This is a genomic window from Flavobacterium aquidurense (assembly GCF_031458035.1).
GTDB classification, from domain to species: Bacteria; Bacteroidota; Bacteroidia; order Flavobacteriales; family Flavobacteriaceae; genus Flavobacterium; species Flavobacterium aquidurense_C.
Genome location: NZ_JAVDXR010000001.1, coordinates 192397 through 206855, shown reverse-complemented (window position 1 = coordinate 206855; position 14459 = coordinate 192397). Strand labels below are relative to the sequence as shown.

The 14459-nt window shown below is 34.2% G+C and carries 13 protein-coding genes; 6 read left to right on the top strand and 7 right to left on the bottom strand.

What is annotated here, in order from left to right; genetic code table 11:
• Window positions 1-6: 6 nt before the first annotated feature.
• On the bottom strand, window positions 7-351 hold the full coding sequence (locus tag J2X17_RS00820; protein WP_310293780.1) for a 2TM domain-containing protein: 345 nt from the start codon (window positions 349-351) through the stop codon (window positions 7-9).
• A gap of 246 nt (window positions 352-597) precedes the next feature.
• Between J2X17_RS00820 and J2X17_RS00815 the strand changes: the two genes are divergently transcribed.
• Window positions 598-894, top strand: coding sequence for an isoamylase early set domain-containing protein (locus tag J2X17_RS00815; protein ID WP_310293778.1), 297 nt, complete (start codon window positions 598-600; stop codon window positions 892-894).
• Between the two features lie 34 nt (window positions 895-928).
• On the opposite strand, the gene J2X17_RS00810 is transcribed toward J2X17_RS00815, so the two are convergent.
• From J2X17_RS00810 to J2X17_RS00795, 4 genes are all read right to left on the bottom strand, one after another.
• Entirely contained in the window at window positions 929-1780 is an 852-nt protein-coding gene (locus J2X17_RS00810) for a thymidylate synthase (protein ID WP_310293777.1), read from the bottom strand.
• A gap of 77 nt (window positions 1781-1857) precedes the next feature.
• Window positions 1858-2481 carry a bifunctional nuclease domain-containing protein gene (locus tag J2X17_RS00805; protein ID WP_310293775.1) on the bottom strand — a complete coding sequence of 208 codons (624 nt, stop codon included), beginning with the start codon at window positions 2479-2481 and terminating at the stop codon, window positions 1858-1860.
• Window positions 2482-2644: 163 nt separating this feature from the next.
• Complete coding sequence (locus J2X17_RS00800; protein ID WP_310293772.1) at window positions 2645-3613, bottom strand: electron transfer flavoprotein subunit alpha/FixB family protein; 969 nt, start codon at window positions 3611-3613, stop codon at window positions 2645-2647.
• Window positions 3614-3739: 126 nt separating this feature from the next.
• Window positions 3740-4486: an electron transfer flavoprotein subunit beta/FixA family protein gene (locus J2X17_RS00795; protein WP_310293770.1), complete on the bottom strand. Its 747-nt coding sequence runs from the start codon at window positions 4484-4486 to the stop codon at window positions 3740-3742.
• A gap of 490 nt (window positions 4487-4976) precedes the next feature.
• Between J2X17_RS00795 and J2X17_RS00790 the strand changes: the two genes are divergently transcribed.
• The 5 genes from J2X17_RS00790 (at window position 4977) to J2X17_RS00770 (ending at window position 12699) form a co-directional block, all read left to right on the top strand.
• The gene (locus tag J2X17_RS00790) at window positions 4977-5954 is read left to right on the top strand and encodes a pyruvate dehydrogenase complex E1 component subunit beta (RefSeq protein ID WP_026983869.1); all 978 of its coding nucleotides are present in this window, start codon (window positions 4977-4979) and stop codon (window positions 5952-5954) included.
• Window positions 5955-6021: 67 nt separating this feature from the next.
• A complete protein-coding gene (locus J2X17_RS00785; RefSeq protein WP_310294675.1) occupies window positions 6022-8523 on the top strand; it encodes a DUF5686 and carboxypeptidase-like regulatory domain-containing protein in 2502 nt (833 codons plus the stop codon).
• A gap of 254 nt (window positions 8524-8777) precedes the next feature.
• Window positions 8778-9377 carry a DNA-3-methyladenine glycosylase family protein gene (locus J2X17_RS00780; RefSeq protein WP_310293767.1) on the top strand — a complete coding sequence of 200 codons (600 nt, stop codon included), beginning with the start codon at window positions 8778-8780 and terminating at the stop codon, window positions 9375-9377.
• A 132-nt stretch (window positions 9378-9509) separates the two neighbouring features.
• Entirely contained in the window at window positions 9510-10040 is a 531-nt protein-coding gene (locus J2X17_RS00775; RefSeq protein WP_026983866.1) for an inorganic diphosphatase, read from the top strand.
• 112 nt (window positions 10041-10152) lie between these two features.
• Complete coding sequence (locus J2X17_RS00770) at window positions 10153-12699, top strand: sodium-translocating pyrophosphatase (RefSeq protein ID WP_310293764.1); 2547 nt, start codon at window positions 10153-10155, stop codon at window positions 12697-12699.
• A gap of 118 nt (window positions 12700-12817) precedes the next feature.
• Here J2X17_RS00770 and J2X17_RS00765 read toward each other — a convergent pair whose 3' ends face one another.
• Window positions 12818-13432, bottom strand: coding sequence for a deoxynucleoside kinase (locus J2X17_RS00765; protein ID WP_026983862.1), 615 nt, complete (start codon window positions 13430-13432; stop codon window positions 12818-12820).
• On the bottom strand, window positions 13432-14247 hold the full coding sequence (locus tag J2X17_RS00760; protein WP_310293762.1) for a hypothetical protein: 816 nt from the start codon (window positions 14245-14247) through the stop codon (window positions 13432-13434). Before J2X17_RS00760 ends, J2X17_RS00765 begins: the two co-directional genes overlap by 1 nt.
• Window positions 14248-14459: the final 212 nt, after the last annotated feature.

Genomic DNA, 14459 nt, shown 5'->3' with positions numbered 1-14459 from the left:
TCTAAACTAAATTTTATTTTCAGGATCCTCGTTTATTTTAGATTCTAATTGACTGATTTTTTTTTGCTGCAAAGCAACAAGTCTGTCAATTTGTTCTCTTTCCCATTTTTTATTCATGAATCGATCTGTGATGTAGACTTTTATGAAGTGCAAAATGAAGATAAAAAACCATATTGTGATTCCCCAAATACACCAATTTTGATCAGTAGTGGCTCCAAAACCAAAAAATCTGTTTGCAATAAATAAAAATAAACTACCTAAAAGAAAAAGTACAAAATGAAAATATAGGATTTTCTTTTGCCTTAGTCTTCTTCTGGCGTATTCGTATTGTTCGTGTACTTCTTTTTCCATAAGACAATAAATGAATAATGAGGTTATAAAGTTAAAATTTATTTTGAAATTTGGATGTTTTTGACTGTAGAATATTTGTACTCAACGTAATCAAAAATGAGAAACACAAAATTATATGCACTTTAAATTATTGATATATTAAAAAAATAATCTGTTTTTGCTATAATGATAAATCGGTGTGGTGGCTGTCGACTGTTTAGTTGAATTTCTGTAATTTAGATGTATAAATCTAAAAATTAAACAGTTATGTCTTTAAAGAAACAATTTATTAAAACGAAACCAGTTTGTAAAGTTACATTTTTGGTAGATGCTAAAGATGCAACTTCAGCAGCTGTTGTCGGGGATTTTAACAATTGGAATCCCGAAGAAGGAACTCTGAGCAAATTAAAAAACGGAACTTTTAAAGCTACATATGACTTGGTAAAAGATGCAATTTACGAGTTTAAGTATGTTATTGACGGATTGTATGTAAATGATCCTGAAGCAGATTCTTATAAATGGAATGATTTTGCAGGAAGTGAAAATAGTGTTTTAATTGTATAAAAAATCCGCTCAAATTAATGGCGGATTTTTTTGTTTATACAGCAACACTTCCTTTTATACCAGCGTGTGGTTCATAATCTAAAAGTGTAAAATCGTCGTAGTCAAAATCAAAAATGTTTTTTATCTCCGGATTCAAAATCATTTTTGGCAATGGTTTTGGTTCACGGGTTAATTGCAATTCTAATTGCTCAAAATGGTTGTTGTATATGTGTGCGTCACCAAAAGTGTGAATAAATTCACCGTATTCTAAATCACAAACCTGAGCGATCATCATCGTTAGCAATGCATAAGAAGCAATGTTGAAAGGAACGCCTAAAAATATATCAGCACTTCGTTGGTATAACTGACAAGAAAGTTTTCCTTTTGTTTCGCCTTTTTCAATATCGGGACTTGTAACGTAAAATTGAAAAAATGCATGACAAGGAGGTAAAGCTGCCTTGTTGTTGGCTACGTTCTCTTCAAATGATTTTTTAGTATCTGGCAAAACTGATGGATTCCATGCGGAAACCAACATTCTTCTGCTGTTTGGATTTGTTTTTAGCTCGGTAATTAATTCAGAGATCTGATCAATTTCTTCACTATTCCAATTACGCCATTGATGACCATAAACCGGACCTAAATCGCCGTTAGAATCAGCCCAGGCGTCCCAAATCTTAACTCCATTGTCCTGAAGATATTTGATGTTGGTATCGCCTTTTAAAAACCAAAGCAATTCGTAAATGATCGATTTTAAATGTAGTTTTTTGGTAGTAACCATTGGGAAACCTTCACTTAAATCAAAACGCATCTGGTAACCAAAAACACTTTTTGTTCCGGTTCCTGTTCGGTCTCCTTTTTGGTTTCCGTTCTCTAAAACATGTTTTACTAAATCTAAGTATTGCTTCATAATTGGTTTATTCGGTTATTCGTTTAATTGTTTAACCGATTTAACGAATAAACAAATCAACGATTAAACAATAATTTTTATCTTTTCGAGATTTCGTCTCTAATTTTTGCTGCTTTTTCGTAATCTTCCTGAGAAACGGCCTGATCTAAAAGTTCATTTAGTTCTTGTAATGTGTGTTTAGAATATACATCGCCAGATTGATTCGTTTCTTCTTCATGACCAAAAGTTTCCGGATTTGAAAGGACGTCATCAATTTCCTGAGCACCAGAATCGGTGTCTGCAGTATTTGATTTTAAATAAATTCCTGCTTTGTCCAGAATGTTTTTATAGGTAAAAATCGGAGCGTTAAATCGCAAAGCAAGTGCAATTGCGTCTGATGTTCTTGCATCAATAATTTCTTCGATTTTATCTCTTTCGCAAATTAAGCTTGAATAGAAAACACCATCAACCAATTTATGAATAATGACTTGTTTTACGACTATATCAAATCTTTCTGCGAAGTTTTTGAATAAATCATGCGTTAATGGGCGAGGAGGTTTTATTTCTTTTTCTAAGGCAATAGCAATTGACTGGGCTTCAAAAGCACCAATAACAATTGGTAATTTTCTTTCACCATCAACTTCATTCAAAATTAAGGCATAAGCGCCATTTTGAGTTTGACTGTATGAAATTCCTTTTATGGATAATTTTACTAGACTCATATATGTGGGTAAAAAAGGGCAATTAATGCCTCATTTTAATACTTTTTTTGATTGAAAAATAAAGGTGCAATTTTAATCAAAAAATATGGAACAAAAAAGCCACCTAAAACAAAGATACGATTATCTTATTTTTAGGCAGCTATATTTTATAGAGATTTTTAAACTATGAATGCTGTGCTTTAAAAGCTTTTAGTTTCTCTGTTAATTTTGGAACGATTTCAAATGCATCTCCAACAATACCGTAATCAGCCACTTTAAAGAAAGGAGCTTCAGGATCACTGTTGATTACTACTTTTACTTTAGATGAGTTGATACCTGCAATATGCTGGATTGCTCCTGAAATACCAATTGCAATATATAAGTTTGTAGCTACCGGTTTTCCTGTTTGTCCAACGTGCTCGCTGTGAGGTCTCCATCCTAAGTCAGAAACAGGTTTAGAGCAAGCAGTCGCAGCACCTAATACTGCAGCTAAATCTTCAACTAATCCCCAGTTTTCCGGACCTTTCAATCCACGTCCGCCAGAAACTACAACATCAGCGTCAGCGATAGAAACTTTTCCTGATACTTTTTCTACAGATTCTACTTTTACTCCAAAATCATTGTCGCCAATTGTTGGGTTAAAATCTTCTTCAGTTGCAGATCCTGCATTTTCGAAAATTCCGTAAGAGTTTTTAGCCAAGCCAAGAACTTTTACATCTGTATTGATTTCTGTAATATTGAAAGCTTTATTTGAGAAAGCATTTCTTTTTACCTGAAAAGGTGAAGTGCTCAATGGTAATCCAACAACATTTGAAGCGAAACCAGCGTTTAAAGCCACCGCTACTAATGATGAAAGATAAATACTGTCTGTTGTAGAAGAAAGTAAAACTACTTTTGTTCCTTCTTTTTCAGCAGCTTGTTTGATAACATCGGCGTAAGCCTTCGCAGTAAAACCTGCTAATTTATCGTTGTTAACTTTTAATACTTTGTCAACTCCATATTTTGATAATTCGCTTACATCACTAATGTTTACTGTCAAAGCGGTTACGGTAGTTCCTAAAGTTTCAGCTACTTTTTTAGCGTATGAAGCTAATTCAAAAGCAACTTTTTTAAATTTTCCTTCTGCAGATTCTGCATATATTAATACTGACATGATAATTTTAGATTTTAGATTTTTAATTTCAGATTTTGAAAATCTGAAATTAAAATGGTTGTTATTTTAAATTAACGATTTAAGCTGTTTTTTAGATTTTACATTGCAATTCAACAATCTACAATCTTAAATCACTTTAGCTTCGTTGTGTAATAAATTGATTAACTCATCTAAATTATCAGGAGAAATTAATTTCACTGCTGATTTTGGAGCTGGTTTTTCAAATTTCACTGCTTTTGTATTGATCGGAGCATCAACTGGCTCAAGAATAGTTAAGGCTTTTGTTCTTGCAGTCATAATTCCTCTCATGTTCGGAATACGTAAATCTTTTTCTTCAACAAGACCTTTTTGTCCACCAATAATTAACGGTAAAGTAGTGCTAACAGTTTCTTTTCCACCATCGATTTCACGAACTGCTTTTACATTGCTTCCTTCAACAGTTAAACTTGTACAAGAGTTTAAGAAGTTAGAACCTAAAATTCCTGCGATCATTCCAGGAACCATTCCTCCGTTGTAATCTAAAGATTCTTTTCCGGCAATAACTAAATCGTATCCGCCATTTTTAATTACTTCAGCTAATTGTTTTGCAACAAAAAAACCATCAGTTGGATTTGCATTTACACGAATCGCTTCATTTGCACCAATAGCAAGGGCTTTACGCAAAGTTGGTTCCGTATCCGGACCTCCAACATTTACTACAGTTACGTTAGCACCTTGTTGTTCCTGAAACCAAATTGCACGTGTTAAACCAAACTCGTCATTAGGATTTATTACATATTGAACACCATTGGTATCGAATTCTGAATCACCATTGGAGAAGTTAATTTTTGAAGTAGTATCAGGTACATGGCTGATGCAAACTAATATTTTCATAAGTATATATTTTATATTTATAATATTCTTTTACAAATTTAGAAATTAAAATCGGAATAATATACTATGCGCGCATAATATTTTTTAAAAACTATTACGTTTTCGCAGATTCTGAATTTTTGAATACTTTTCATCGGTTTACAAAATGGAAAATTCACTTATTGTTGCTGATTCTTAAGGAATTTGTAATTGGCATAATCTTGTTTGGAATAAAATTTTGATGAAATTTATACCGCTTTTTTAATTTTCACGTTCTAACAAAACAATTTTTAGAAATAGAATTACACAAAACAGTTTGAGTTTGTCTGAAAAATGTATTTACAGTGGAATAATCACTATTATATCGATTTCGTAAATATCACAAACTTCTTTTAAAAGTTAAAACCGAAGTATAGGATAGAGATTGGGTGATTTTAAATTCAATTTATGCTTTTAAGTTATTTAAAATAATTATTTTTGCTCTTCAGAAAATTCAACATACAATATAAATATGAGAACAATACAATTTAGAGAGGCCATTTGTGAAGCGATGAGCGAAGAAATGCGTCACGATGAATCCATATATTTAATGGGCGAAGAAGTTGCAGAATACAACGGAGCATACAAAGCTTCAAAAGGAATGCTTGCTGAGTTTGGCGAAAAAAGAGTAATCGATACTCCAATTGCTGAGCTTGGTTTTACAGGAATTGCAGTAGGATCAGCTATGAACGGTTGTCGTCCTATCGTAGAGTACATGACTTTCAACTTCTGTTTAGTAGGTATTGATCAAATTATAAATAACGCTGCTAAAATGCGTCAAATGACTGGTGGACAATTCAATGTGCCAATCGTTTTTCGTGGACCAACTGCTTCTGCAGGTCAATTAGGAGCAACTCACTCTCAAGCTTTAGAAAACTGGTTTGCTAATACTCCAGGTCTTAAAGTTGTTGTGCCTTCAACTCCTTATGATGCAAAAGGCCTTTTGAAATCTGCAATTCGAGATAACGATCCTGTAATTTTTATGGAATCTGAGCAAATGTATGGTGACAAAGGAGAAGTGCCAGACGGAGAATATACAATTCCATTAGGAGTTGCTGATGTTAAACGTGAAGGAACAGATGTTACTATCGTTTCTTTCGGGAAAATCATTAAAGAAGCTTTTATCGCTGCTGATGAATTGGCTAAAGAAGGAATTTCATGTGAGATTATCGACTTAAGAACAGTTCGTCCAATGGATAACGAAGCGATCTTGAAATCAGTTAAAAAAACAAACCGTTTAGTAATTTTAGAAGAAGCGTGGCCATTTGCCAGTATTTCATCTGAAATTACATATATCGTTCAGGAACAGGCTTTTGACTTTCTTGATGCGCCAATTCAACGTATTACAACTGCAGATACTCCTGCGCCTTACTCTCCTGTTTTACTAAAAGACTGGTTGCCAAATGCAGCTGATGTAGTAAAAGCAGTAAAGAAAGTAATGTACAAATAGTCAAACAAACAATACTTATAAAACTTCATCAGTCATATTAATTGATGAAGTTTTTTTTTGCCATATGATAAAGAAAATAATTTTACTCAGCCTGTTTTTTGTATTTGCATTTGCGAATATTGCTACTGCACAGACTAAAGTGAGCGGAATTGTTTTGGACAAATCTAATCAGCCTATTCCGTTTGCAAATATTGTTTTTAAAGGTTCAAATACCGGAATAGTTACGAATGAAGATGGTCGTTTTTATTTGGAATCACCAAAAACGTACACAGCATTATTAGTGACTTCTGCAGGCTTTTCAGATAAAGAAGTACCATTGGAAAAAGCAGTCAATTATAACTTTAAAATTGTTTTGGGCGAAGCTGAAGCACTTAATGAAGTTGTAATTTATACTGGGAAAACATCCAAAAAAAATAATCCTGCACTGGATATTCTAAGGAAAATTTGGGAAAGAAAACGTAAAAACGGATTGTATCAGTTCAATCAATATCAAATGCAGAAGTACGAAAAAATTGAGTTTGATATGAATACGATCGACAGTGCTTTCATGAAAAATAAACTCTTTAAAGGAATGGAGTTTGTATTTGATCATGTGGATACATCTGATGTTACCGGAAAAACGTATTTGCCAATTTTCATTAATGAATCTGTTTATGACGTTTATGGTGACAATAAATTAAAGAAAACAAAAGAAAATATTACCGGTAGCAAAACTTCTGGTTTTAATGGAAATCAGCAGATTTTATCTTTCGTAAAAGATCTTTATTCTGATTATAACATTTACGATAACCATCTTACATTTTTTGACAAAAGTTTTACAAGCCCGCTTTCAAAAACCGGAATCGATGTTTATAATTATGTTCTGAAGGACAGTGCTTATATCGATAAAAAATGGTGTTATAACATTGTTTTTTATCCTAGGCGAAAAAATGAATTGACTTTCAAGGGAGATTTCTGGGTAAACGATACCACCTTTGCGATCAAGAAAATTAATATGGGCGTGACCAAAAGTGCTAATATTAACTGGGTAAAAGATATTTATATCGAACAGGAATTTGAGGTTGAAAACGATTCGGTTTTCTTGTTGACCAGAGATTATATGATGTCTGATTTTGCTTTAAACAAAAAGGAAAAATCTAAAGGCGTTTACGGAAAACGAACAACATTATATAGAGATCATAAATTCAATATTCAGAAACCAGAGAAATTCTATAAAGAAGAAGTAAATTATATCGACAATGCTGTTTACGATCGCCCCGATGAATTTTGGGAAGAAAATCGTTTCGAGAAACTAAACAAAGACGAGCAGGGTATTTATAAAATGCTCGATACTTTACAAACCGTCAAGCGATTCAAGCAAATATATAATCTGGTCTCTATTTTAGGAAGTGGTTACGTCGAGTTCAAAAATTTCGATTACGGGCCAATTTTCTCCACATTTGGATATAATGAAGTCGAAGGTCTGAGGGTTAGAGTTGGAGGAAGAACCTATTTTGGACCAAATGATCCGTGGCGTATACAAGCTTACACCGCATATGGTTTTAATGATAACAAATTCAAATACGGAGCTTCAGGAAAATGGATGGTCGACAAAAAAAAGAGAGTCATCATTTCTGGAGGAAACAGGCGCGACATCGAACAAATAGGAGCTAGTTTAACCACAACTAATGATATTCTTGGGCGAAGTTTTGCATCATCAGCACTATTTACAACGGGGAGTAACGGAAAATTAACCAATATTAATTTGAGTAACGTTTCGGTTGAAATGGAACCAATGAAAAATTTCGTTGTTCAGGCAGGTCTTTCATATCGAACATTAGAATCTGCTTCACCAACTTTTAGTTTAGATTATTATACGACTTTGCCAAGTCCTGCAAATCCTGCTGGAGTTGTTGCAAGTCAAGTGACCCAATCTGAAGCAAATGTTCAATTTGAATTTATGCCAAATCGCAAAACTATCGGTTTTGGAGTAGAGCGTGACCTTGTTGATAGTCCGTTTAGCCATTTCTTTGTGAATTTCAGTTATGGTATAAAAGGCGTTTTCAATAGTGATTTCGCTTACGAAAAAGTACAGTTATATTACAAACAGCCAATCACTATTGGTCCGTTAGGAAGATCAAATATTATCGTCGAAACCGGTAAAACATTTGGTACAATTCCGTTAGGATTAATGAGTGTTATTCCGGGTAACCAGACATATTGGACCATCGAAAATACATTTAGTAACCTGAATTTCTATGAATTTATATCTGACCAATACACTACTTTGCAATGGAATCATGATTTTGGAGGAAGATTATTCGCCAGAGTGCCATTTATGAGAAAGTTAAATTGGAGAGAATTCGTGGGTATAAAAGGAGTTTATGGAACCATTTCTGATGCCAACAGAGCCATCAACGCTTCAGATCAGCCTTATAATGCACCGGAAAATGTGTATTGGGAATACAACGCGGGAATTGGGAATATCTTCAAGGTTTTCCGAATCGATTTCTCGTGGAGAGGAAGTTATCTAAACGCTCCGGATGCTAATAAATTTGCAGTAAAAGGATCTTTCGGGTTCTATTTCTAAAAAAAATATATATTGCTACAAAGACGCCAAGTTGCTAAGTTTATTCTTTGCAACTTGGCGTTTTTGTATTTTTGACAACTTAATAATTTCACGCAGATTTTGCAGATTTAAGCTGATCTGCGCAGATTTATAATTAGGTTTTAGAATAAATCTTTTTAAATCTGCGGAATCTGCGTGCAAAAAAACTTTGCGCCTCTGCGCCTTTGCGAGATTCTTTTTTTATTTAATTTTGAATTAGACTTAAAATCAGAGTAATGCAAGAAGCTATCGATTTTCTATTAACCAAAAATCCAATATTTAAGGAAATCATTGAGAAATATGGTTTGCCTCCAATTCCAAAACGCCCTCAGGGTTTTGAAACTTTGGTATTGCTAATTCTCGAACAACAGGTTTCTATAGATTCAGCGAAAGCCACATTCTTAAAAATTAAAGCGTATACCACTTGCAATCCCGAAACAATGGCGGTTTTATCTGATGAAGAATTTCGGGCTTTGGGTGTCAGCCGTCAAAAAACAAAATACATCAAAATACTTTCCGAAGCCGTTTTAAACAAAGAACTGGATATTGAGAGTCTGGCTTCGAAGTCCGCAAAACAAGTTCGTGAAGAACTCATCAAATTAAAAGGAATCGGAAACTGGACAATTGACATTTACCTGATGTTCTGTCTTCAGGAACCAGATTTAATTCCCCTAGGCGATATTGCAGTAGTGAATACCATCAAAGAATTATTGAATATTCACGACAAACAAGAAATGGAAATTCACTCGGAACAGTGGAGTCCATATCGTTCTTATGCTACGTATTTGCTCTGGCATTATTACTTAAATAAGCGAAATCGGAAAATTACTTATTAACTATCTGTTAGATAAAAGGAAAGTATATTAATTTATGCGTAAAATGCGTAGATTAATGCACTTTTTTCATTGTAAAAAAGGATTCTTTAGTTACTTTTGCAGTCGAAATTATAGAAAAAATAAAAAACGAAAATGACCGCAGACAAACTAACAACTTTCGATGTATTAATCGAAATACCAAGAGGAAGCAGAAATAAATACGAGTACGATTTTGAAATCAAAAGAATGCGTTTTGACAGAATGTTATTCTCTTCAATGATGTACCCAGCTGATTACGGATTTATTCCAGAAACTTTAGCTCTTGATGGTGATCCTCTTGATGTATTGGTTTTGATTAACGAACCAACTTTTCCTGGATGTGTTATAGAAGTAAAACCAATTGGTGTTTTCCATATGGCAGATGATAAAGGACCAGACGAAAAAATTATTTGTGTACCAGTTTCAGATCCAATCTGGAATTCATTAAACGACCTTTCAGATATTAATGGACATTTATTGAAAGAAATAGAGCATTTCTTCCAGGTTTACAAAGATCTTGAAAACAAACAAGTAGATGTTGAAGGTTGGGGAGACGTAAACGAAGCGTTTGCAATTATTGCTGAATGTACTAAACGTTTTAACGATATTGAAAACAAACCAGAAGGATTATTTAGTATTAAATAATTTTTACCCTGTTCTATTATAAAAAAAGCAATACTCCGTCAAGAGTATTGCTTTTTTGTTTAAATTCGTTTTAGTTAGTTTGTTGACTATTAACCAAAACCACTAAAACATTATGAATGCATTTATGATTTATTTGCCAATTGTTATGGCAATAATTGGATTACTTTTCATGGCAATTAAAAGGACTTGGGTTTTAAAACAAGACGCAGGCGACGGGAAAATGAAAGAGATTTCAGATCACATTTACGAAGGAGCCCTCGCATTTTTAAAAGCCGAATATCGATTACTGACATTTTTTGTAATTGGCGCGAGTTTAGTACTAGCCGGAATTTCTTTTATTGTTCCCACCACACATATATTAATAGTAGTAGCATTTATTTTTGGAGCATTTTTCTCGGCATTAGCGGGAAATATGGGGATGAAAATAGCCACTAAAACAAATGTTAGAACCACTCAGGCTGCACGTACTAGTTTGCCACAAGCTCTAAAAGTTTCCTTTGGAGGCGGAACCGTAATGGGATTAGGGGTTGCAGGGTTGGCAGTTCTTGGTTTAACAGGATTTTTTATTGTTTTCTTTCAGATATTTATGAACGGAGTCTGGACTTCCTCTCAGGATATGACTAAGGTTTTAGAAACTTTAGCAGGATTTTCACTAGGTGCAGAATCGATTGCCCTTTTCGCAAGAGTTGGAGGCGGAATTTACACTAAAGCAGCCGATGTTGGTGCCGATTTAGTTGGTAAAGTGGAAGCCGGAATTCCGGAAGATGATCCTCGTAATCCTGCTACAATTGCTGACAATGTTGGAGATAATGTTGGAGACGTAGCCGGAATGGGAGCCGATTTATTTGGGTCGTATGTAGCGACGGTTTTAGCAGCGATGGTTCTGGGGAACTACGTTATTAAAGATATGGGCGGAAGTATTCAGGATGCTTTTGGAGGAATCGGACCAATTTTACTTCCAATGGCAATTGCCGGTTTCGGAATTTTATTTTCGATAATCGGAACGACACTAGTGAAAATTTCAGACGATAATGCTAAAGAAGCGCAAGTGCAAAAAGCATTAAATATAGGAAACTGGGTCTCAATCGCTTTAACAGCAATCGCTTGTTTCTTTTTAGTAAAACATATGTTGCCGGAAACAATGCAGATGAGTTTCTTTGGAGAAGGTTCTAAAGATATTTCTTCAATGCGTGTTTTTTATGCCACTTTAGTTGGATTAGTAGTGGGTGGAGCTATTTCATCGGTTACAGAATATTACACAGGATTAGGTACGAAACCGGTTATGGCGATTGTTCAAAAATCATCAACCGGAGCAGGAACAAACGTAATTGCAGGTTTGGCAACGGGTATGATTTCTACTTTTCCGACCGTGATTTTGTTTGCAGCAGCTATTTGGATTTCTTATGCTTTGGCAGGATTTTATGGAGTAGCTTTGGCGGCATCGGCCATGATGGCAACTACAGCCATGCAATTAGCGATTGATGCTTTTGGACCAATTTCTGACAACGCCGGAGGAATTGCCGAAATGAGCGAATTACCAAAAGAAGTTCGTACAAGAACAGATATTTTAGATTCAGTTGGAAACACAACAGCTGCAACAGGAAAAGGTTTTGCAATTGCATCTGCGGCCTTAACTTCATTGGCTTTATTTGCTGCCTATGTAACGTTTACAGGAATTGACGGAATCAACATCTTTAAAGCACCTGTTTTGGCAATGTTATTTGTCGGCGGAATGATTCCGGTAGTTTTTTCAGCTTTGGCTATGAACTCTGTTGGAAAAGCTGCTATGGATATGGTGTACGAAGTACGTCGTCAGTTTAAGGAAATTCCGGGAATTATGGAAGGTACCGGAAAACCGGAATACGGAAAATGTGTTGAAATTTCTACAAAAGCCGCTTTACGCGAAATGATGTTACCTGGAATCTTGACCATTGGTTTTCCGATTGCAATCGTGTTATTAGGAAAATTAGTTTATGCAGATAACAATCAGTTAATTGCTGAAATGTTAGGAGGTTATATGGCAGGAGTTACAGTTTCAGGTGTGCTTTGGGCGGTTTTTCAAAACAATGCCGGAGGTGCCTGGGACAATGCTAAAAAATCTTTTGAAGCTGGTGTGATGATTAACGGCGAAATGACATATAAAGGTTCAGACGCACACAAAGCTGCTGTAACCGGAGATACTGTTGGAGATCCGTTTAAGGATACTTCAGGGCCATCAATGAACATCTTAATTAAATTGACTTGTTTGATTGGATTGGTAATTGCGCCAATTTTAGGAGAAGGTCATTCGACTTCAGGAATTGCTGAAAAAGGTTCATGCTGTAAAATGGAAATGTCTGCAACTGGTGTTTCTAAATGCGGCGATATTTCAAAAATGACTAAGGAAGAATGTGCTAAAATGTGCAAAGAAAAAGGATGTACCGCTGAAGAAACAGCAAAATGTCTGGCACATTACGATGCAAATGGAAAGTATAAGTATCAAAAAACAGATTGTTTTGACACCAGTAAATACGATAAAAAACGTGTTGAAGTAAACTTATCTACCACAAATGGTGTGACAGTTGGAACCGTTACCAAAACCGAAAACGGAAAAACTACCACTGAAGTTTACGAAGGAACAGAAGCTGAGGTTAAAGCAAAAATCGAAGCTGCGAAGTAAATCGATACCCTAACAGGTTTTGGAAACCTGTTAGGATGGATATCAAAAAGCAAACAAAAATGCCTCTAAAAATTTAGAGGCATTTTTTATTCGTGTAAATTGGTGTAATTGATGTTTCTTAAAACAAACCGTTCAATTCAGCATCAATTCTATTAATGATATTTCCTAAATCTTCGGGATTATCAACAAAGTTAATATTGTCAACATCAATAATAAGTAGTTTTCCTTTAGTGTAAGTCTGAACCCAGGCTTCGTATCTTTCGTTCAGGCGACTTAAATAATCAATCGAAATCGAGTTTTCATATTCACGTCCGCGTTTGTGAATTTGTCCCACTAAATTCGGAATAGAACTTCTAAGGTAAATCAATAAATCGGGAGCTTTAACCAATGATTCCATTAATTCAAAAAGAGAAGTATAATTTTCAAAATCACGGCTTGTCATTAATCCCATCGAATATAAGTTGGGAGCAAAGATGTAAGCATCCTCATAAATCGTTCTGTCCTGAATGATTTTTTTACCGCTTTCGCGAATTTGCTGCACTTGGCGAAATCTGCTGTTTAAGAAGTAAATCTGCAAATTAAACGACCAACGTTCCATTTGATGGTAAAAATCATCCAAATAAGGATTGTCAACAACATCTTCATAATGTGGTTCCCATTTAAAATGTTTGGCCAGTAATTTGGTCAATGTTGTTTTTCCAGCGCCTATATTTCCTGCTATTGCTATGTGCATTACGGTGTTACGATTTTATAATTGGTGATTTCTTTAGTTGTAAAAATAGATAAAATTTGGTCTTTGTAACAGAATTTATCAAAGCTTTTTTGTAAAATTTCAATTTCAGAACTTGTGTCTGATTTTGTCTTGCCGATGTCTTTAAAAAACAACAAATTAGCTTTGCTAAAAATATATTGATGGTCGTTTAGAATTTCAATTTTATCAAAATCAGGAATTTTTCCTAATGCGGTTGTTTTTCCGAAAATATCACAAGAGAACCAATTGTTTTTTTTATCAATCCAAAAAAAGGTATTAAAGTCAGTTTGATAGTATTTTATACCTTCTGTCAAAGGTGTAGAAACCGTTTTATATTCGTTTTTCAAATAATCAAAAAGTCCAATTTGCTGATTTAAAGTATTGAAAATCCACAATTGATTTTGAGTTGACATTCCGATAGCCGGTACAACAATGGGTTCGCTATTTTGTGAAAAATTAATCTCTGTGATTTTATTTAATTGATTATCGAGTAAAACAACAGTATTAAAATCCTCATAAAACAATACTATTTTAAGTGGATTTAGTATGTCGACTTTCGTGATTTTACCTAATGAAACACTTTTGAATTCAAAAGCCTCGTTTCCTTTAATTTTTCTAAAAACATTATTTTTTATGTCATAAGAAAATCCAAAAGAATCATATCCTAAAAAATCATCCACATCAGCATTAAATTGAGAAATTAAAGAAGCCTTTGTTTTTTGATTTTGTGCAGAAATAATAGAAAATGAACAGGCAATAAAAAGTAGAACTAAAATTTTACGTACTGTTTTTTTCATAAGAAGTTGGTTTCAAAAAAGCCAAATTACAAAAAACAAAAGTATAAAATAACTTAAAACAGATATTTAGTCTGATTTTGTTCTCAAAACATCAAAATTGCAACGATCTAATTAACAGGTGATTTTATCGATTGGTTGTTAGTGAACGATGACAGTTTTTCGCAGTTTTCTACAAGAGTTTTACAATATACAGTTCAGCCGCGAATATCATC

What these genes read in the sequence shown, in the direction of transcription:
- J2X17_RS00820 (WP_310293780.1), bottom strand. Translation starts at nt 351, where the DNA reads ATGGAAAAAGAAGTACACGAACAATACGAATACGCCAGAAGAAGACTA.
- J2X17_RS00815 (WP_310293778.1), top strand. Translation starts at nt 598, where the DNA reads ATGTCTTTAAAGAAACAATTTATTAAAACGAAACCAGTTTGTAAAGTT.
- J2X17_RS00810 (WP_310293777.1), bottom strand. Translation starts at nt 1,780, where the DNA reads ATGAAGCAATACTTAGATTTAGTAAAACATGTTTTAGAGAACGGAAAC.
- J2X17_RS00805 (WP_310293775.1), bottom strand. Translation starts at nt 2,481, where the DNA reads ATGAGTCTAGTAAAATTATCCATAAAAGGAATTTCATACAGTCAAACT.
- J2X17_RS00800 (WP_310293772.1), bottom strand. Translation starts at nt 3,613, where the DNA reads ATGTCAGTATTAATATATGCAGAATCTGCAGAAGGAAAATTTAAAAAA.
- J2X17_RS00795 (WP_310293770.1), bottom strand. Translation starts at nt 4,486, where the DNA reads ATGAAAATATTAGTTTGCATCAGCCATGTACCTGATACTACTTCAAAA.
- J2X17_RS00790 (WP_026983869.1), top strand. Translation starts at nt 4,977, where the DNA reads ATGAGAACAATACAATTTAGAGAGGCCATTTGTGAAGCGATGAGCGAA.
- J2X17_RS00780 (WP_310293767.1), top strand. Translation starts at nt 8,778, where the DNA reads ATGCAAGAAGCTATCGATTTTCTATTAACCAAAAATCCAATATTTAAG.
- J2X17_RS00775 (WP_026983866.1), top strand. Translation starts at nt 9,510, where the DNA reads ATGACCGCAGACAAACTAACAACTTTCGATGTATTAATCGAAATACCA.
- J2X17_RS00770 (WP_310293764.1), top strand. Translation starts at nt 10,153, where the DNA reads ATGAATGCATTTATGATTTATTTGCCAATTGTTATGGCAATAATTGGA.
- J2X17_RS00765 (WP_026983862.1), bottom strand. Translation starts at nt 13,432, where the DNA reads ATGCACATAGCAATAGCAGGAAATATAGGCGCTGGAAAAACAACATTG.
- J2X17_RS00760 (WP_310293762.1), bottom strand. Translation starts at nt 14,247, where the DNA reads ATGAAAAAAACAGTACGTAAAATTTTAGTTCTACTTTTTATTGCCTGT.